Source organism: Kitasatospora saccharophila (assembly GCF_039529925.1).
In the GTDB taxonomy this organism is placed as follows: domain Bacteria; phylum Actinomycetota; class Actinomycetes; order Streptomycetales; family Streptomycetaceae; genus Kitasatospora; species Kitasatospora saccharophila.
Genome location: NZ_BAAANS010000006.1, coordinates 45,705 through 62,915, shown reverse-complemented (window position 1 = coordinate 62,915; position 17,211 = coordinate 45,705). Strand labels below are relative to the sequence as shown.

The window sequence follows — 17,211 nt, the reverse complement described above, 5'->3', positions numbered from 1 at the left end:
ACGGCCGCCGCCCCGGCACACCCCGGAGGACCCCATGAGCATCGACCTCGCCACCACGCCCGCCACCGCACCCGCCGACCGCACCGCCCGCCCCCCGCTGTCCCCGAACGCGCTGCGCCGGATCGTCCGCGACCTGGCCGAACGGCCCGAACGCTGGCTGCACCGGGTGCGGCTGTCCGCGGAGGAGCGCTGGTACGAGCGGCTGGAGCTGGCGGAGGACTACGAGGTGTGGCTGATCAGCTGGCTGCCGGGGCAGTCCACCGGCTTCCACGACCACGGCGGTTCGCGCGGGGCGTTCACGGTGGCGCTGGGCGAGCTGGAGGAGCTGGCGCTGGCCGGGCCGGAGCACGGGCTGACGGTGCGCCGGCTGCCGGCGGGCAGCGAGCGGGCGTTCGGCCCGCAGTACCTGCACGACGTCCGCAACACGGCGCAGGGCCCGGCGGTGACGCTGCACGCGTACTCGCCGCCGCTGAGTGAGATGTCGCACTACGAACTGCGGGCCGGCGGCCTGGTGCAGACCTCCACGGAAGGACCGGAGCAGTGGTGATGACGGTGGACCAGTTGCTGGCGAAGGCCCGGACGGGCCTCGACCGGCCGGACCCGGCCCGGGCCTGGGCCGAACTCGCGGACGGGGCAAGCCTGGTGGACATCCGCCCGGCGGCGCAGCGGGCCCGCGAGGGGGAGATCCCGGGGGCGCTGGTGATCGAGCGGAACGTGCTGGAGTGGCGGCTGGACCCGACCGGGAGCCACCGGATCCCGGAGGCGGTGGACCACGGCGTGCGCTGGATCGTGGTCTGCTCGGAGGGGTACGCGTCCTCGCTGGCGGCGGCCTCGCTGCGGGAGTTGGGGCTGCACCGGGCGACCGACCTGGACGGCGGCTTCGTGGCCTGGGCGGCGGCCGGACTGCCCACCAGCCCGGTGGATCAAGGTTTGCGGTGAGAGCGGCACGGGAAGCCGGACAAGCGACGGGTCATGACCTCCCGCCCCGCGCCGACCTCCCGCCCCGCCCGCAGCACGCTCACCGCCTGAACCGCCCGCACCACTCGCACCGCTCGCACCACCCGAACTGCCCGCACCAGCCGAACCACTGACCTGACGACCACCCGACGGCCGACCCTCCGAGGACCCTTCCGTGATCAGATTCGAGGGCGCCGCCAAGCGCCACCCCGACGGCACGGTCGCCGTCCGCGGCCTGGACCTGGAGGTGCCGGCCGGCCGGACCACCGTGCTGGTGGGGCCGTCGGGCTGCGGCAAGACCACCATCCTGCGGATGGTCAACCGGATGGTGGTGCCCACCGCCGGGCGGGTGCTGCTGGACGGGGCGGACGTGGCCTCGCTGCCCGCGGCGGGGCTGCGGCGCGGCATCGGGTACGTGATCCAGCAGGCGGGGCTGTTCCCGCACCGCCGGGTGATCGACAACGTGGCGACGGTGCCCCGGCTGCTCGGCTGGGACCGCAAGCGGGCCCGGGCCCGGGCCGCCGAACTGCTGGAGCTGGTCGGCCTGCCGCCGGAGACCGCCCGCCGCTACCCGGCACAGCTCTCCGGCGGCCAGCAGCAACGGGTGGGCGTGGCGAGGGCGTTGGCGGCGGATCCGCCGGTGCTGCTGATGGACGAGCCGTTCAGCGCGGTCGACCCGCTGGTGCGCGCCGGGCTCCAGGAGGAACTGCTGCGCATCCAGGGCGAGTTGGGCAAGACGGTGCTGTTCGTGACGCACGACATCGAGGAGGCGGTCCGGCTCGGCGACCGGGTGGTGGTGCTCCGCGAGCACGGGGAGATCGCCCAACTCGCCGATCCGCGCACCCTGTTGACCGCTCCGGCGGACGCCGGCGTGGCCGCCTTCCTGGGCCGCGACCGGGGGCTGCGCGGACTGGGCCTGCGCCCGGCCGCCACCGTCCCCCTCGACGACCTGCGGCCCTCGTACGAGGAATGGCGGTTGGTGCTCGACCCGGACGGCCGCCCGGAGCACTGGGCGCGCGGCACCGAACGCCACCCGGCCCCGGTGTTCGCCCCGGCCCGGGACTCGCTGCGCTCCGCCCTGGACGCCGCGCTGCTGGCCCCGTCCGGCCGCGCCGTCGCGGTGGACGCCACTGGCCGGGCGGTCGGCACCGCGAGCCGCACCGCCGTGGTCGAGGCGCTGGCCGCCGACCCCACCCCGAGCACCGCCGACCCCGCCACCGCCACCGCCACCGCCACCGCCACCGCCACCGCCGACCCGATACCCGGGCAGGTGCCGCATGCTGGACGGTGAGCCGCTGGTCCGCTGGCGCTGGCTCGGCGACCACCTCGGCTACCTGGGCGACCTGACGGCCGACCACGCGGTGATCGCGCTGGTCCCGGTGCTGCTGGCCCTGCTGCTGGCGGTGCCGCTGGGCCTGGCCTGCGCGCGCTTCCCGCGCCTCTACCAGCCGCTCGCGGCGGTGTTCAACGTGGTGTACGCGCTGCCGTCGCTGGCGGTGTTCGTGGTGCTGATCCCGTACACCGGGCTGGCCACCCGGGAGACCGTGATGGTGCCGCTGACCTGCTACGCGCTGGCGGTGCTGCTGCCGACCACGGTGGACGGGCTGCGGGCGGTGCCGGAGCCGGTGCGGCAGGCGGCCACCGCGCTGGGCTACGGGCCGTGGCGACGACTGGCGGCGGTCGAACTCCCGGCGTCCGTCCCGTACCTGATCGGCGGGCTGCGGGTCGCCGCGGTGTCCTCGATCTCGCTGGCGGCGGTGGGCGCGCTGGTCGGCCGGGGCGGCCTGGGCTACCTGTTCGTGGACGGCTTCCAGCGGACCTTCCCGACCCCGATCCTGGCCGGGATCGTCCTGGTGGCGCTGCTGGCGCTGGCCACCGACCTGCTGCTGGTGGCGGCCCGCCGGGTGCTGGCGCCGTGGGCCCGGGGGGTGGCGCGGTGAACTGGCTGGGCTGGCTGCACGACTTCTTCGCCGATCCGGCGCACCGCTCGGGCCCGGACTCGGTCGTCCACCGGGTGCTGGAGCACCTGGCGTTCTCCGCCGAGGCGCTGGGCCTGGCCGCGCTGGTGGCGCTGCCGCTGGGGCTGCTGATCGGCTACTCGGGGCGCGGCCTGTTCGTGGTGACGGCGCTGGCGGGTGTCGCCCGCGCGCTGCCCACGCTGGGCCTGGTGACGCTGGCGGTGCTGCTGGCGGGCGTCGGTGACGCGGCGGTGCTGCTGCCGCTGACCGCGCTGGCCGCGCCGCCGATGCTGGTGGCCGCCGCCGAGGGGGTGCGCGGCACCGACCCGGACGTCCGGGACGCGGCCCGCGGCATCGGCCTGACCCACCCGCAGACGCTGCTGCGGGTGTGCGTGCCGGCCGCCGCGCCGACCCTGCTGGCGGGGGTGCGGACGGCCTCGGTGCAGGTGATCGCGACCGCCACGGTGGCCGCGTACGTCGGCCTCGGCGGCCTCGGCCGGTACGTGATCGACGGGTTGGCCACCCGGAACTACCCGACCACGGTCGGCGGCGCCCTGCTGGTGGTGCTGCTGGCGGTGGCGGTCCAGCTGCTGTTCGCCCTGCTGATCCGGCTCGCCGCGCCGCCCGGCGCGCGACCCGGACCCCGCACCCGGAGCCGCCGCACCGGCGGCGCCCCGACCGACCCCGCACCCGTGAAGACCGATCCCGCCGACTCTCCCGCACTCGTGAAGGAAACCCCATGACGCCCCGTCCGGTCCGTATCGCCCTCGCCGTCGCCCTGCTGGCGGGTGCGGCGGCCTGCTCCTCCTCCGGCGGCAGCGACCCGCTGGCCGCGAAGTCGCCCGCCCCGGCGCCGTCCGCCTCCTCCTCCGGGGCGGGTGCCGCGTCCGGGAAGACCGTGGTGGTCGGCTCGGCGAACTTCCCGGAGAACGTGCTGCTGGCCTCGATCTACTCGCAGGCCCTGCAGGCCAAGGGCGTGAAGGTGGAGGAGAAGTTCAACATCGGCAGCCGCGAGGTGCTGTACGGGCAGCTGCAGTCCGGCGCGCTGACGGTGCTGCCGGAGTACAACGGCGCGCTGCTGGGCTACCTGGACGCCAAGTCCACGGCCACCGGCAAGGACGCGGTGAACGCCGAGCTGAAGGCGAAGCTGCCGGCCGGGCTGGCGGTGCTGGACTCGGCGGCGGCGGAGGACAAGGACTCGCTGACGGTCACCCAGGAGACCGCCGACAAGCTGGGCGTGAAGTCGATAGCCGACCTGGCGGGCAAGGCGCAGGACCTGGTGGTGGGTGGTCCGCCGGAGTTCAAGTCCCGGCGCGAGCAGCAGTTCAAGGACGTCTACGGGCTGACCTTCAAGGAGTGGAAGCCGACCGGTGACACCACCGCGAACGCGCTGAAGGACGGCGGGATCCAGGTCGGCAACGTGTTCACCACCGACCCGAAGATCGTCCAGTTGAAGCTGGTGTCGCTGGACGACCCGAAGAACCTGTTCAGTTCGCAGAACGTCACCCCGCTGGTGAACACCGCCGGCCTGGACGCCACCGGGACGGCCGCGCTGAACGCGGTCTCGGCGAAGCTCGACACGGCCGGGCTGACCGCGTTGATGAAGCGCGTGGCGGTGGACAAGGAGGACCCGTCGGCGGTCGCCAAGAGCTGGCTGAAGAGCGCGAACCTGGGCTGATCCCCGCCGCCGCGCACCGTCCACCGGCCCCGTCCCGAGCACTCGGGGCGGGGCCGACGGCACGTCAGGGGCCTTATTCCCAAGGGTTGGCAAAGCTCTCCCGGGGCCTTGCCGGGGAACTGTAAAGAGTCTTGACAGACGCAGTGGTCCAGACCAACCATGAGTCCGCTGTACTTCCCGACCGGGACGCATCGTGGGGGTGTGACCACCGGCCGGGGCGAGGCATTGCCCCGCACCACCCCGGCACTCCCTGTACCAGGCCGACCCCTGCCCCGTGCCCGAACACCGGCACGCGGGCCACCCTTCCATGCCTGATGGAGACTCGATGCGCCTTCACCGACCACTCCAAGCGCTGCTCGCCACGGGCGCGATGGCGGCCGCCTCGCTGGGGCTGATCTCCGCCCCCGCGCAGGCCGCCACCCCGCTGCCGCAGCACGTCTTCGCCCCGTACTTCGAGGCGTGGACCGGCGAGAGCCCGGCCACCCTGGCCGCCCAGTCCGGTGCCAAGCACCTCACCATGGCGTTCCTGCAGGCCGCCACCAAGGGCTCCTGCACCGCGCTGTGGAACGGCGACACCTCGATGCCGGTGTCGAACTCGGTCTTCGGCGCCGACATCGCGACCATCCGCGCCAACGGCGGCGACGTGATCCCGTCCTTCGGCGGCTACACCGCGGACAACACGGGCACCGAGATCGCCGACTCCTGCACGGACGTCAACCAGATCGCCGCGCAGTTCGAGAACGTCATCACCACCTACGACGTCTCCCGGATCGACCTGGACATCGAGGACAACTCGCTGACCAACACGGCCGGCATCGACCGCCGCAACAAGGCGATCAAGATCGTCGAGGACTGGGCGGCGGCCAACGGCCGCAGCATCCAGTTCAGCTACACCCTGCCGACCACCACCAGCGGCCTGGCCTCCAGCGGCCTGGCGGTGCTGAAGAACGCGGTCACCAACAACGCGCGGATCGACGTCGTCAACATGATGACGTTCGACTACTACGACAACCAGTCGCACGACATGGCCGCGGACACCCAGACCTCCGCGCAGGGCCTGTACAACCAGCTGGCGAAGCTGTACCCGACGAAGACCGCCGCCCAGCTGTGGAACATGATCGGCATCACCGAGATGGTCGGCATCGACGACTTCGGTGCCGCCGAGACCTTCACCGTCGCGAACGCCACCACGGTCTACAACTGGGCCGTCTCCAAGGGCATCAACACCCTGTCCTTCTGGGCGCTGCAGCGTGACAACGGCGGCTGCCCGGGCCAGGGCGGCCACGACGAGTGCTCCGGCATCGCGCAGGGCACCTGGGACTTCAGCCACATCTTCTCGAAGTTCACCAGCTCCTCGGTGCCGGCGAACGACTTCTCGGTGTCGCTGAGCCCGGCCTCCGGCTCGGTCGCGGCCGGCGCCGCCACCTCCGCGACGGTCAACACCGCGGTGACCTCGGGCTCGGCCCAGAGCGTCAACCTGTCGGTGACCGGCGCCCCGGCGGGCGTCACCGCCTCGCTGAGCGCCTCCACCGTCACCGCGGGCGGCTCCGCCACCCTGAACGTGTCCACCACCTCGGGCGTCGCCAACGGCAGCTACCCGCTGACCGTGACCGGCACCGGCGCGAGCGGCACCCACTCGGCGACCTACACCCTGACCGTCACCGGCGGCACCACCGCCTCCGACTTCTCGGTCGCCCTGGCGCCCGCCTCGGGCTCGGTCCAGGCCGGTTCCGCCGCCTCCAGCACCGTGAACACCGCGGTCACCTCCGGCACCGCCGCGACCGTCAACCTGACCGTCTCCGGCGCCCCGGCGGGCGTCACCGCCTCGCTGAGCGCCTCCAGCGTCACCGCGGGCGGCTCCGCCACCCTGAACGTGTCCACCACCGCCTCGGCGGCCCCGGGCACCTACACCCTGACCGTCACCGGCACCGGCGCGGGCAAGACCCACACCGCCACCTACGCGCTGACCGTCAACGGCACCACCCCGACCGGCGGCCTCACCAACGGCGACCTGGAGAGCGGCAACCTCGCCCCGTGGACCTGCCAGAGCGGCGGCGCGGTCGTCTCCACCCCGGTGCACGGCGGCTCCAAGGCCCTGCAGGCCACCCCGACCGCCGGCACCACCGGTGAGTGCGACCAGGTCGTCACCCTGGCCCCGAACCACGCGTACACCCTGACCGCCTGGGTCCAGGGCCCGTACTCGTACGTCGGGGTCAGCGGCGGCGCCACCGCCTCCTCCTGGGCGAACGGCTCCTCCTGGAGCAAGGTGACCGTCCCGTTCACCACCGGCGCCAGCGGCACCGTCACGGTCTACCTGCACGGCTGGTACGGCCAGGGCGCGGTCTACGGCGACGACTTCTCCATCGCCTGACCGACCGCGTGACGGGTCGTCGACCCGAGCAACTCCCGTTCCGGGCCCGGACGGTGGCACGCCGCCACCGTCCGGGCCCGGCCCGTCCGAACCGGTGTTCTAGGATCATCGTCCATGACCAACGGGTGGGGAACGAACCAGGGCGAGCCGTCGGCGCCCGGGCAGTCTGGTCTGCCGGGACGGGCGCCGGGGCAGGACCGGACGCCGGGACGGGCGCCGGGGCAGGACCGGACGCCGGGACGGGCGCCGGGGCAGGACCGGACGCCGGGACGGGCGCCGGGGCAGGCGCAGGCGCCGGGACGGGCGCCGGGGCAGGCGCAGGCGCAGGCGCAGGCGCAGGTGCAGTTCGACGAACCGGACTGGGCCGCGCTCGCCGACCAGCACCAGCGCGAACTCTCCCGGCGCAGAAGGATGAAGGCCGCGGGCGGCGTCCTGGCCGCCGTCGTCGCGGTCGGCGGGATCACCGCCGTCGCGGCCACCGCCTCCTCCGCCGGCAAGCCCAAGGCCGATCCGACCGTCCTGGTCGAGGCCACCTCCGCCCCGCCGCAGCAGCCCGACAGCGGCGGCGACCCGTCCCCGACCGGGTCGCCCAGCGGCTCGCCGTCCGACTCCGCCCCGCCCTCGCCCTCGGCCTCCGCGTCGGCGTCCGCCTCGCCCTCCCGCAGCGCGAGCAGGGGCCCGAGCAAGTCGCCCACCGCGAGCGCCTCCCCCACCGCCCCGGCGGCCCCGCCCGACCCGCTGACGGTGATCTCCTCGGCGGCCACCGACACCGCCCCGCTCACCCCGGCCGGGGTGCTGCCCGCCGCGACGATGCAGGTCGGCGGCAAGACCTGGACCAGGCTGACCGACGCCCAGACCGACACCTGCTACAAGGCCACCACCGGCGGCCTGGGCGACGTGCTCGCCGCCCAGGGCTGCCGGTCGATGATCCGGGTGACCTACACCTCGGGCGACAGCGCCGTCACCATCGGCATCGCGGTGCTGGACACCAAGGCCCAGGCGGACGCGGTGATGGCCGGCTTCAAGGGCCAGGTGCAGGGCCTGGTGCCCAGCGGGCACACCTCGTACTGCACCAGCACCGGCTGCGCCAACACCCACGCCTCGGTGGGCCGGTACGTCTACCTGACCGTCTCCGGCACCCAGAAGCCGGGCGGCACCACCGCCGACGCGACCGCCACCGCCGCCGGCCCGGGCTTCGCGGCCACCGCCCGGGCCCAGCTGCTGGCCCGCGGCAGCAGGCACTGACCGCCGGACGCCGGGCCCCCGGACCCGCTCAGCGCTCCCGGCACAGCGGCAGGTAGCTGCCCAGCGCCAGCAGCGCGCAGCCCAGCACGACCGCGCCGAGCGCCGTCGCGGACGGACGCCCGCCCAGGCTGCTGAGCGGGGCGACCACCGCGCCGCACAGGTAGGTGCCGGTGCCCAGCAGCGCGGACGCGGACCCGGCGGCGTGCGGGGCCATGGTCAGCGCCCGGCCGTTGGCGTTGGGCAGGATGACGCCCATCGCGCCCATCAGCAGCGTCAGCGCGGGCCACACCCCGGCCAGCCCGGGGTCCCACACGGTGGTGCACAGCACCACGGCGGCCCCGGCCAACGCGGCGGCCCCCAGGCCGCACAGCAGCAGCGTCCGCTCGGAGTGGCGCTGCACCAGGAAGCGGCCGTTGAGCTGGGTGACGGCGAGCAGCGCGATCGAGTTGACCGCGAACACCAGGCTGTAGGTCTGCGGGGTGATCCGGTAGACCTCCTGCAGCACCACCGAGGAGCCGCCGACGTACGCGAACAGCGCGCCGAAGGCGAAGGTGCCGGTCAGCAGGTAGCCGAGGAAGACCCGGTCGCGCAGCAGCCCGCCGATCGCCCGGACGGTGGTGCCGAGGCCGCCGCCGTGCCGCCGTCCGGGCGGCAGCGTCTCGCGGACGCCGAACGCGCAGGCCACGGTGAGCGCCGCGCCGAGCAGGGCCAGCGCGACGAAGGTGCCGCGCCAGTCGGTGACGTGCAGCAGTTGGGCGCCGGCCAGCGGGGCGACGATCGGGGCGAGGCCGGAGATCAGGCCCATGGTGGCCAGGAACCGGATCATCGCGACGCCCTCCAGCCGGTCCCGGACCACCGCCCGGGCGATCACCAGCGCGGCCGAGCCCGCGGCGCCCTGCGCCACCCGCCCGGCGACCAGCACCGGCATCGAGTCGGCGAACGCGCACAGCAGGCTGGCCGCGGTGTACCCGGCGAGGCCGGCCAGCATCGGGCGGCGGCGGCCGAGGCGGTCGCTGAGCGGGCCGAACAGCAGCTGGCCGATCACCATGCCGAGCAGCGAGCCGGTCAGGGTGAGCTGGGCGGCGGGTGCGGTGGAGTGCAGGTCGGCGGTCAGGTCGGGCAGTGCGGGCAGATACAGGTCGGTGGTGAACGGTCCGAGCGCGACGAGGCAGCCCAGGGTGATCACGGTGGCGGCGGCGAAGGGGGCGCCCTGCGGGGTGTCCGCGGCCACCCCCGGCGGCCGGAGGGGGGCGGTCTGGTCGCCGTCGGGTCCGACGGTCGGGCCTGGCATGGGGCTCCTCACGGGTGGCGGGGTACGCGCACCGTCCTATCCCATCCGCCCGCCCGCGGGAAAGCCGGACGCTCAGTCCACCGGGCCGGCGCTGCGGTCGGCGGCGCGGCCGGCGCCGCGGTCGGCGGCGACCACGGCGGCGTCCTGCCAGCCGTAGAGCTGGTCGCCGACCAGCGCGACGTCGTACAGGCCGCAGTGCGCGGTGGCCCGCTGCGGGGTGTCGGCCGGGAACCAGGGCGCCCGCAGGCGGACGCTGCCGAGCGGGCCGCCGGCGGTGCAGGCGGCGGGCAGGGCGCGCTCCGGCAGGGTGGCGCGGATCAGCCGGTCGCCCTGCCGGTCGGAGCCCAGCAGGGCCACCCCGGTGGCGGAGTCGGGCAGCCAGCCCGGCGCCTGCCCGCCGCGGTCGGCCTTGGCGGCGGCCCCGCTGGGGTAGCGGGCGGTGTGGTCCATCCGGTCCTGCATCCGCTGCACCGCCGCGGGTGCCACCATCACCAGCAGCATCGCCGCGGCTGCTGCGCCCAGCACCACCACCGCCGCCCGTCCGCCCTTCATCGCCCTCGCCCCTCTCCCGCGTGTCCCGTCCCCTCCATCGTGGCCGCCCCCGCCGCCGGGATCCATGCGCACCAGGTACCGACCGCCGTCCTCCGGAAGTCGGACCCGGCCCCCGGGCCCCCGACTTCCGGCGGACCCGTCCCCCACCCCGCGGCGGACCCGGCTCCCGCCCCGGGGGGACCGGGCTCCCGGGGCGGGGCGGGCTCAGCGGTACTCGCGCACCACCTGGATCTCCCCCACCAGGTGCCGGTTGAACTCCGCCAACTCCTCGGCGGGCACCCACAGTTCGAGGATGGTCTCGCCGCCGGCCCGGCGCACCGGGTAGCGCCGCAGGAACTCCGTCCCCACCTCGAAGCGGGTGACGTACCCGACCCCGGAGGCGGGCACGTTCCAGTCCCGGGCGATCCGGATCGCGTAGTCCTCGTTGAGCACCGGGTAGAAGATCGGCTGCTCGGGCAGCCGGGGCGGCCAGGCCCGCCAGCCGGACGCCTCGACCAGCGCCAGCTCCTCGGGCCCGGTGGGCCGCCACAGGGTGGTCGTTGCGGTCTGCTGCGTCGTCATGCCGCCCATCCTGGCCGCCCGGGCACCGCCGTGACCAGCGATTTTCCGTCAGCGGCCTTCTCCTGGTGGGAAGTTCGGCACAATGGGCTTGTCCGGTCGACACCCGTGGGGGAGCATCGCAGGCGTGGGACTGCCGTGGGGGCATCAGGAACTGCAGGGCGAGACCGTCGAAGACCGTTACCAGCTGGTACGGCTGATCGGCTCCGGTGGCATGGGCACCGTCTACGAGGCGGAGGACCTGCTGCTGCGGCGCCGGGTCGCCGTGAAGCTGATGCACGGTTCGGTTTCGCCCGACGACAACACGGACGAGCGCTTCCGCCGGGAGGCGATGGCGATGGCCCGGGCCAGTCACCCCAATGTCGTCGCCCTGCACGACGTGGGGGTCTTCAGGCGCACGTCGTACCTGGTGATGGAACTGCTCGACGGGCTGGACCTGGGCGTGCTGGTGAAAGCCCGGGGAGCGCTGCCACCCGGCGCCGTCCGGGTGGTGGTCGAATCGATCTGCTCGGCTCTCGCCGCGGTCCACCGGACCGGTGTGCTGCACCGTGACCTGAAACCGCACAACGTCCAGGTCACCGCGGCCGGCCTGGTGGTGCTGCAGGACTTCGGGCTGGCCCGGTTGGTCGAGGCGTCGATGATCACCGCAGCCGGATCGGTGCTCGGCACTCCGCAGTACCTGGCGCCGGAAGTGGTCCGGGGAGAGCGCCCGACCCAGCGCACCGACCTGTACGGGGTCGGGGTGATCCTGCATCACATGCTCACCGGCAGGCCGCCGCTCGAACAGACGGACAACCTCGCCGGCCTGTTCTTCCGGCTCGTGAACCAAGGAGTGCCGACACTCGCCGACAGCAGGCCGGACCTCCCCGGCGACCTGGCCGCGCTGGCCGACCGGCTGACCGCGCTGCGGGCCGAGGACCGTCCGGCCTCCGCCGCCGAGGTGCTCGAACACCTGACGCGTCCGAGCGATTCGGACCGCGTGGCACTGGGCGCCCTGGTGAGGATGTCCGTCCTGGAGCGGCCGCCCGACGAGCGGGCGGACCCCTCCGGCTTCGCCCGGCCGGCCGTGGTCTCCCTGCGCTCCACGAGCCGCTCCTACTCGCGCGGCGGACAGCCCCTGGCGCTGCGGGAGCCGTCCCCGGTCTCCCGGACGGCCACGCTGTCCCCCGCCACCCGGCTGAGGCTGGCCTCGACCGCGGACGCCCCCACCCGGCTGCGCGAGGCCGTCGCCCTGGCACAGCGCGGGGACCACTCGGAGGCGGCCTACATGCTGGATGCGCTCACCCAGGTCTGCACCGAGGCGTTCGGCCCGACCGACCCCACCACACTGGCCGCACAGTTCTGGCACGCGGTCTGCCTGTCCGCGCTCGGAGCGGCACCTCAGGCCCTCCACCTGTTGGCCCAGATCACCGATCGCACCTCCGAGGAAGGGAACTAGCCGCAGATGTCCGAGTACGAGATCTCCGTCACCGTGGACGCGGGTGACGACACCGAGGACGCGCTGCGCTCCCTGCTCCGCTGGATCAGCACCGACGACGAACTGTCGCGGACCGTCCGGGCCCGGGTGGTGGCCGGCGGGCCGAGCGGCGAGCCGACGGAGCCCGGGCGGATGGGCGGAGGGGTCTTCGACGTCGTCCAACTCCTGGTCAGTTCGGCGCTGTCGGCGGGGGCGCTGTCGGTGTCGGTGCTCCAGTGGCGGGAGGCCCGCCGTCGGCCCACCGCGCTCGTGCTGCGCAGAGGCGCCCTGGAGCTGGAGATCCCGGCGGGAGGCCCGCACGACGAGGCGACGGTGCGCGCCCTGACGGCCCTGGTGGCGGGTGTGCCCGCCCCGCCGCCCGCCCCGTCGCCCGCCCCGGCCCCTTCGCTCGCCCCGGCCCCGTCGACCGCCCCGGCCCCGTCGACCGCCACGACCACCGAGAACCGCGCCGATGAGCAGTCTGCCTGATCCCTCGGCCTCCCGGGCGGTGATCATCGGCAGCGCCTCCTACCAGCACCTTGAGCAACTGCCCGCCGTCACGGCCAACCTCCGCGACCTGTCCGCGGCGTTCCGCGACGTCCTGGTGTGGGGGCTGCCCGAACAGCACTGCACCGTGGTCGAGGAGCCCGTGGACGTCTCCGCGGTGCTGGACCCCGTCCACCGGGCCGGGGACGAGGCGACCGACACCCTGGTGGTGTACTTCAGCGGCCACGGCCTGCGGGACGCCGACTCCGCCGACCTGTACCTGGCGCTGAACCGGTCCCGGGAGAACGTCGGCTACACCGCGGTCGCCTACCAGCACGTACGGGCCGCTGTCCGCGCGTCCAAGGCCGAACGCAAGATCGTCGTGCTCGACTGCTGCTTCAGCGGCCGGGCCGCCCGTGCCATGGGCGGTGGCGACGCGCTCACCTCGCAGGCCGCGATCGACGGGGCCTACGTGCTGGCGGCCTCTCCCGGGAACCGGGTCGCGCTGTCGCCGGAGGGCGAGACGCACACCGCGTTCACCGGAGAGCTGCTGCACCTGCTGCGCAACGGCCTGCCGAACGGGCCCGAACTGCTCGACCTGGACACCCTCTACCAGGAACTGCGGGTCCGGCTGCGGGCGAAGAACCGTCCGCAGCCCCAGTCGGTGCAGGAGAACCACGTCGGCCGGCTGCCACTGGTGCGCAACCGGGCCCGGTCCGCCCGCCCGGGGACGGTGGCGGGCCCGGTGCTGGACGCCGATGTCCGCTCGGCACTGGCCGTGGCGGGGCTCAACCTGTCCCGGCTGCTCCGTGCGGTGGGCCGCAACCGCGACGCGCTGCCGGTGCTGCGGCTCGCCCTCCAGGAGAGCCTGTCCGGCGGCAGCGACGGCAGCACCCTGACCGTGCAGCTCGAACTGGCGGACCTCCTGGCCGAGACGGGCAACGTCCGCGAGGCCATCGAGGTGCTGGAGCAGGCGTTCCACCGGACCCACCACACGTTCGGGCCGGAAGCGATCCTGGTCTGCCGCCGTCTCGCCGACCTCCTGCAAGAGGCCGGGAACCACCTGCAGGCGTGCGAGGTGCTCAAGCACGCGCTCAACCGGCTCGAACACCGCCCGCCCGCCCCGCCCGCCTGACGCACCGGCCCGGCCACCGGACCCCGGCGCCCGCGACCGGCGAATTCCGGTCAGCGGTAGGCGGGCTGGCCGGTGATCGCCTCGCCGAGGACCAGGGTGTGGATCTCGGCGGTGCCCTCGTAAGTGAGCACCGACTCCAGGTTGTTGGCGTGCCGCAGCGCCGGGTAGGCGGTGGTGATGCCGTTGGCGCCGAGGATCGTGCGGGCGGTGCGGGCGATCTCCAGCGCGGCGCGGACGTTGTTGAGCTTGCCGAAGGAGATGTGCGCGGCCTGCGCGCGGCCCTCGTCCTTGAGCCGGCCGATCCGCACCGCGACCAGGTAAGCCTTCTCCAACTCCATCGCCATCTCGACGAGTTTGGCCTGGGTGAGTTGGAAGGCGCCGATCGGCCGACCGAACTGGACCCGGTCGCGGGCGTACTCGACGGCGGCCCGGTAGCAGTCCCGGGCGGCGCCGACGGTGCCCCACAGGATGCCGTAGCGGGCCTCGCCGAGCGAGGACAGCGGGGCGCGCAGGCCGCGGGCCTGCGGCAGCACCGCGTCGGCGGGCAACCGGACGCCGTCGAAGGCGAGTTCGCTGGTCACCGAGGCGCGCAGGGAGAGCTTGCCGGGCACGTCCCGGGCGGTGAACCCGGGGGTGCCGCGCGGGACGAGGAAGCCGCGCACGCCGTCCTCGGTGGCCGCCCAGACCACCGCGACGTCGGCGACCGAGCCGTTGGTGATCCACGCCTTGGCGCCGTCCAGCACCCAGTCGGTGCCGTCCCGCCGGGCCCGGGTGCGCATCGAGGCCGGGTCGGAGCCGGCCTCCGGCTCGGTCAGGCCGAAGCAGCCGACGGCCCGCCCGGCGGCCAACTCCGGGAGCCAGCGCAGCTTCTGCTCCTCCGAGCCGAACGCGTGGACCGAGCGCATCGCCAGCGAGCCCTGCACCGAGACGAAGCTGCGCAGCCCCGAGTCGGCGGCCTCCAGCTCCATGCACGCCACCCCGTACTCGGTGGCGGTGGAGCCGGTGCAGCCGTAGCCCTCCAGGTGCATCCCGAGGACACCCAACCTGCCGAGTTCCGGGGCGAGTTCGCGCACCGGGAAGGTGCCCCGCTCGTACCAGTCGGCGAGCTGCGGCCGGACGTGCCGGTCGGTGAAGGCGCGGACGCTGTCGCGGACCAGCCGCTCGTCCTCGGTGAGCAGTTCGTCGACGCCGAGCAGGTCGAGCGGGTCGGGGGCGGTCGCCATGGGTGGGCTCCTCGGAGGGTGCGGGCGGGTGTGCGGCGGGTGTGCCACCGCTGTCCCTACCCGTCGGTACGCCGCCCGGTCAAGGGCGCCACGGGGGCGACCCGGCCGCGACACACGGCGGCGGCGCACCGGGAATGCCCGGCGCCCGTGGAAGGCTGACCGGTCCAGGAGGTGTACCGACCATGGCGGACGGACAGCAGGACCAGCACGGACAGCAGGACCGGCAGTGGCGGACCGAGCACGACTCGATGGGCGAGGTGCGCGTCCCGGCGGCGGCCAAGTGGCGGGCGCAGACCCAGCGCGCGGTGGAGAACTTCCCGGTGTCCGGGCAGCGCCTGGAGCGCGCCCACATCGCGGCGCTGGCCCGGATCAAGGCGGCGGCGGCCACCGTCAACGCCGAGTTGGGCGTACTGGACGGGGAGACCGCGGCGGCGATCCGCGCGGCCGCCGAGGAGGTGGCCGAGGGCCGCTGGGACGACCAGTTCCCGGTGGACGTGTTCCAGACCGGCTCCGGCACCTCGTCCAACATGAACGCCAACGAGGTGATCGCCACCCTGGCCGCCGAGCGGCTGGGCCGCCCGGTCCACCCCAACGACCAGGTCAACGCCTCGCAGTCGTCCAACGACGTCTTCCCGTCCTCGATCCACGTCGCGGCCACCGGCGCCGTCCTGCACGAGCTGGTCCCGGCCCTGGAGCACCTGGCGCAGGCCCTGGCGGCCAAGTCCGCCGAGTTCGCGGCGGTCGTCAAGTCCGGCCGCACCCACCTGATGGACGCCACCCCGGTCACCCTCGGCCAGGAGTTCGGCGGCTACGCGGCCCAGGTCGGGTACGGCGTCGAGCGGCTGCGGGCGACGCTCCCCCGGGTCGCCGAACTCCCGCTCGGCGGAACGGCCGTGGGCACCGGCATCAACACCCCGCCCGGCTTCTCCGCCGCCGTCATCGCCGAGGTCGCCCGCGCCACCGGCCTCCCGCTCACCGAGGCCCGCAACCACTTCGAGGCCCAGGGCGCCCGCGACGGCCTGGTCGAGCTCAGCGGCCAGCTCCGCACGATCGCCGCCGGCTTCACCAAGATCGCCAACGACCTGCGCTGGATGGGCTCCGGCCCGCGGACCGGCCTCGCCGAGATCAACCTCCCCGACCTCCAGCCCGGCTCCTCGATCATGCCCGGCAAGGTCAACCCCGTCCTGCCCGAGGTGGTCCTGATGGTCGCCGCCCAGGTGATCGGCAACGACACCACCGTCACGGTGGCCGGCGCGAGCGGCAACTTCGAACTCAACGTGATGCTCCCGGTCATCGCCCGCAACGTCCTGGAGTCGATCCGCCTGCTCACCACCTCCGCCCGCCTGCTCGCCGACCGCGCCGTCTCCGGCACCACCGCCAACGCGGAGCGCGCCCGCGAGTACGCCGAGTCCTCCCCCTCCGTGGTGACCCCCCTCAACCGCTACCTCGGCTACGAAGAAGCGGCGAAGGTCGCCAAGCAGTCCCTCGCCGAACGCAAGACCATCCGCCAGGTGGTCCTCGACCGCGGCTACGTCGACCGCGGCCTGCTCACCGAGGCCCAACTCGACGAGGCCCTGGACGTCCTGCGGATGACCCGCCCGGAATAGCCGGGAGCAGCGAAGAGGAACGAATCAGGGGCTCGGGGAACGGCGAGGCCGTGGCTGCGAGAGGTTCACCGCCGGAGCGCGCACCGGCTTCCGGTTCTGTTACTGCACGCAGCAGCACGGACCCGCCGTTCCCCGAGCCCCTGGTTCCTCCTACCTGCTGTGGCGCGCCGTCATCCCCGTGACGACCATGCTCACCGCGGCCAGGGCCAGGCAGGTCATGACTCCGCCGGTGATGACGTTGGTCAAAATGGTCCGGCGGACGTGCGCGCCGCCGTTGACCGCCCAGGGGGCGATGATCGTCCAGGCGCCGATCGCGACGCACGCCCAGGCGCGGGCGTGGGTGCGGCCGAAGGCGGAGCCGTAGCCGGCCATCAGGACGGCGTAGGCGATGCCGAGCACCAGGTTGCTGATGGTCAGGCCGGTGAAGCCGGAGAAGCCGACCACCCAGGGGGAGATCGCCAGGAAGAGGCCGGCGCAGATGGCGAGGGCCTCGGTGCCCTGTCCGGCCGTGGTGGATGTGACGCGCTCCGCGTGCTCACGCAGGGCCAGGATGTCCGGATGGTGTTCCATGCCCGACGACATGTGGGTCGACACCGGGACCACCTCCTCGTAGTCGGGACGTACGGGTCCAATTGGTCGCTACCCGTCCCGGGCGGTATGTAACGCTACCCACGGGTTTGTCCTTATTTTTTCC

Annotated in this window: 17 protein-coding genes; 12 read left to right on the top strand and 5 right to left on the bottom strand. The window is 74.1% G+C overall.

Going from position 1 to position 17,211, the window contains the following annotated elements:
* Nucleotides 1-34: 34 nt before the first annotated feature.
* From ABD345_RS06475 to ABD345_RS06440, 8 genes are all read left to right on the top strand, one after another.
* Entirely contained in the window at nucleotides 35-547 is a 513-nt protein-coding gene (locus tag ABD345_RS06475; RefSeq protein WP_344550824.1) for a cysteine dioxygenase, read from the top strand.
* Complete coding sequence (locus tag ABD345_RS06470; protein WP_344550955.1) at nucleotides 547-939, top strand: rhodanese-like domain-containing protein; 393 nt, start codon at nucleotides 547-549, stop codon at nucleotides 937-939. The genes ABD345_RS06475 and ABD345_RS06470 overlap by 1 nt, the downstream gene beginning before the upstream one ends.
* Before the next feature lie 193 nt (nucleotides 940-1,132).
* Complete coding sequence (locus ABD345_RS06465; RefSeq protein WP_344550823.1) at nucleotides 1,133-2,248, top strand: ABC transporter ATP-binding protein; 1,116 nt, start codon at nucleotides 1,133-1,135, stop codon at nucleotides 2,246-2,248.
* Complete coding sequence (locus ABD345_RS06460) at nucleotides 2,235-2,897, top strand: ABC transporter permease (protein WP_344550822.1); 663 nt, start codon at nucleotides 2,235-2,237, stop codon at nucleotides 2,895-2,897. Before ABD345_RS06465 ends, ABD345_RS06460 begins: the two co-directional genes overlap by 14 nt.
* On the top strand, nucleotides 2,894-3,658 hold the full coding sequence (locus ABD345_RS06455) for an ABC transporter permease (RefSeq protein WP_344550821.1): 765 nt from the start codon (nucleotides 2,894-2,896) through the stop codon (nucleotides 3,656-3,658). Before ABD345_RS06460 ends, ABD345_RS06455 begins: the two co-directional genes overlap by 4 nt.
* Entirely contained in the window at nucleotides 3,655-4,593 is a 939-nt protein-coding gene (locus ABD345_RS06450; protein WP_344550820.1) for an ABC transporter substrate-binding protein, read from the top strand. Before ABD345_RS06455 ends, ABD345_RS06450 begins: the two co-directional genes overlap by 4 nt.
* 325 nt (nucleotides 4,594-4,918) lie before the next feature.
* Entirely contained in the window at nucleotides 4,919-6,964 is a 2,046-nt protein-coding gene (locus ABD345_RS06445) for a glycosyl hydrolase family 18 protein (protein WP_344550819.1), read from the top strand.
* A 339-nt stretch (nucleotides 6,965-7,303) separates the two neighbouring features.
* Nucleotides 7,304-8,209 carry a hypothetical protein gene (locus ABD345_RS06440; protein ID WP_344550817.1) on the top strand — a complete coding sequence of 302 codons (906 nt, stop codon included), beginning with the start codon at nucleotides 7,304-7,306 and terminating at the stop codon, nucleotides 8,207-8,209.
* Between the two features lie 28 nt (nucleotides 8,210-8,237).
* Here the strand turns inward: ABD345_RS06440 and ABD345_RS06435 are convergent, their stop codons facing one another.
* The 3 genes from ABD345_RS06435 to ABD345_RS06425 form a co-directional block, all read right to left on the bottom strand.
* A complete protein-coding gene (locus tag ABD345_RS06435) occupies nucleotides 8,238-9,500 on the bottom strand; it encodes a multidrug effflux MFS transporter (RefSeq protein WP_344550816.1) in 1,263 nt (420 codons plus the stop codon).
* Nucleotides 9,501-9,572: 72 nt separating this feature from the next.
* The gene (locus ABD345_RS06430) at nucleotides 9,573-10,052 is read right to left on the bottom strand and encodes a hypothetical protein (protein ID WP_344550815.1); all 480 of its coding nucleotides are present in this window, start codon (nucleotides 10,050-10,052) and stop codon (nucleotides 9,573-9,575) included.
* Between the two features lie 204 nt (nucleotides 10,053-10,256).
* On the bottom strand, nucleotides 10,257-10,613 hold the full coding sequence (locus ABD345_RS06425; RefSeq protein ID WP_344550814.1) for a hypothetical protein: 357 nt from the start codon (nucleotides 10,611-10,613) through the stop codon (nucleotides 10,257-10,259).
* 124 nt (nucleotides 10,614-10,737) lie between these two features.
* On the opposite strand from ABD345_RS06425, the gene ABD345_RS06420 reads away from it, so the two are divergent.
* From ABD345_RS06420 to ABD345_RS06410, 3 genes are read left to right on the top strand one after another with little or no spacing between them, the layout of a single operon-like run.
* Nucleotides 10,738-12,048 carry a serine/threonine-protein kinase gene (locus ABD345_RS06420; RefSeq protein ID WP_344550813.1) on the top strand — a complete coding sequence of 437 codons (1,311 nt, stop codon included), beginning with the start codon at nucleotides 10,738-10,740 and terminating at the stop codon, nucleotides 12,046-12,048.
* A 6-nt stretch (nucleotides 12,049-12,054) separates the two neighbouring features.
* Nucleotides 12,055-12,555, top strand: a complete 501-nt coding sequence (locus tag ABD345_RS06415; protein ID WP_344550812.1) for an effector-associated constant component EACC1 — start codon at nucleotides 12,055-12,057, stop codon at nucleotides 12,553-12,555.
* Nucleotides 12,539-13,687, top strand: a complete 1,149-nt coding sequence (locus ABD345_RS06410) for a caspase family protein (RefSeq protein WP_344550811.1) — start codon at nucleotides 12,539-12,541, stop codon at nucleotides 13,685-13,687. Before ABD345_RS06415 ends, ABD345_RS06410 begins: the two co-directional genes overlap by 17 nt.
* Nucleotides 13,688-13,737: 50 nt before the next feature.
* Here ABD345_RS06410 and ABD345_RS06405 read toward each other — a convergent pair whose 3' ends face one another.
* Entirely contained in the window at nucleotides 13,738-14,910 is a 1,173-nt protein-coding gene (locus ABD345_RS06405; RefSeq protein ID WP_344550810.1) for an acyl-CoA dehydrogenase family protein, read from the bottom strand.
* A 182-nt stretch (nucleotides 14,911-15,092) separates the two neighbouring features.
* On the opposite strand from ABD345_RS06405, the gene ABD345_RS06400 reads away from it, so the two are divergent.
* Nucleotides 15,093-16,517 (top strand): class II fumarate hydratase, encoded by a 1,425-nt coding sequence (locus ABD345_RS06400; RefSeq protein WP_344550808.1) that lies wholly within the window; start codon nucleotides 15,093-15,095, stop codon nucleotides 16,515-16,517.
* A gap of 150 nt (nucleotides 16,518-16,667) precedes the next feature.
* Here the strand turns inward: ABD345_RS06400 and ABD345_RS06395 are convergent, their stop codons facing one another.
* Entirely contained in the window at nucleotides 16,668-17,111 is a 444-nt protein-coding gene (locus ABD345_RS06395) for an SPW repeat protein (protein ID WP_344550807.1), read from the bottom strand.
* Between the last annotated feature and the right edge of the window lie 100 nt (nucleotides 17,112-17,211).

What these genes read in the sequence shown, in the direction of transcription:
- ABD345_RS06430 (WP_344550815.1), bottom strand. Translation starts at nt 10,052, where the DNA reads ATGAAGGGCGGACGGGCGGCGGTGGTGGTGCTGGGCGCAGCAGCCGCG.
- ABD345_RS06435 (WP_344550816.1), bottom strand. Translation starts at nt 9,500, where the DNA reads ATGCCAGGCCCGACCGTCGGACCCGACGGCGACCAGACCGCCCCCCTC.
- ABD345_RS06425 (WP_344550814.1), bottom strand. Translation starts at nt 10,613, where the DNA reads ATGACGACGCAGCAGACCGCAACGACCACCCTGTGGCGGCCCACCGGG.
- ABD345_RS06415 (WP_344550812.1), top strand. Translation starts at nt 12,055, where the DNA reads ATGTCCGAGTACGAGATCTCCGTCACCGTGGACGCGGGTGACGACACC.
- ABD345_RS06470 (WP_344550955.1), top strand. Translation starts at nt 547, where the DNA reads ATGACGGTGGACCAGTTGCTGGCGAAGGCCCGGACGGGCCTCGACCGG.
- ABD345_RS06460 (WP_344550822.1), top strand. Translation starts at nt 2,235, where the DNA reads ATGCTGGACGGTGAGCCGCTGGTCCGCTGGCGCTGGCTCGGCGACCAC.
- ABD345_RS06405 (WP_344550810.1), bottom strand. Translation starts at nt 14,910, where the DNA reads ATGGCGACCGCCCCCGACCCGCTCGACCTGCTCGGCGTCGACGAACTG.
- ABD345_RS06400 (WP_344550808.1), top strand. Translation starts at nt 15,093, where the DNA reads ATGGCGGACGGACAGCAGGACCAGCACGGACAGCAGGACCGGCAGTGG.
- ABD345_RS06475 (WP_344550824.1), top strand. Translation starts at nt 35, where the DNA reads ATGAGCATCGACCTCGCCACCACGCCCGCCACCGCACCCGCCGACCGC.
- ABD345_RS06445 (WP_344550819.1), top strand. Translation starts at nt 4,919, where the DNA reads ATGCGCCTTCACCGACCACTCCAAGCGCTGCTCGCCACGGGCGCGATG.
- ABD345_RS06410 (WP_344550811.1), top strand. Translation starts at nt 12,539, where the DNA reads ATGAGCAGTCTGCCTGATCCCTCGGCCTCCCGGGCGGTGATCATCGGC.
- ABD345_RS06450 (WP_344550820.1), top strand. Translation starts at nt 3,655, where the DNA reads ATGACGCCCCGTCCGGTCCGTATCGCCCTCGCCGTCGCCCTGCTGGCG.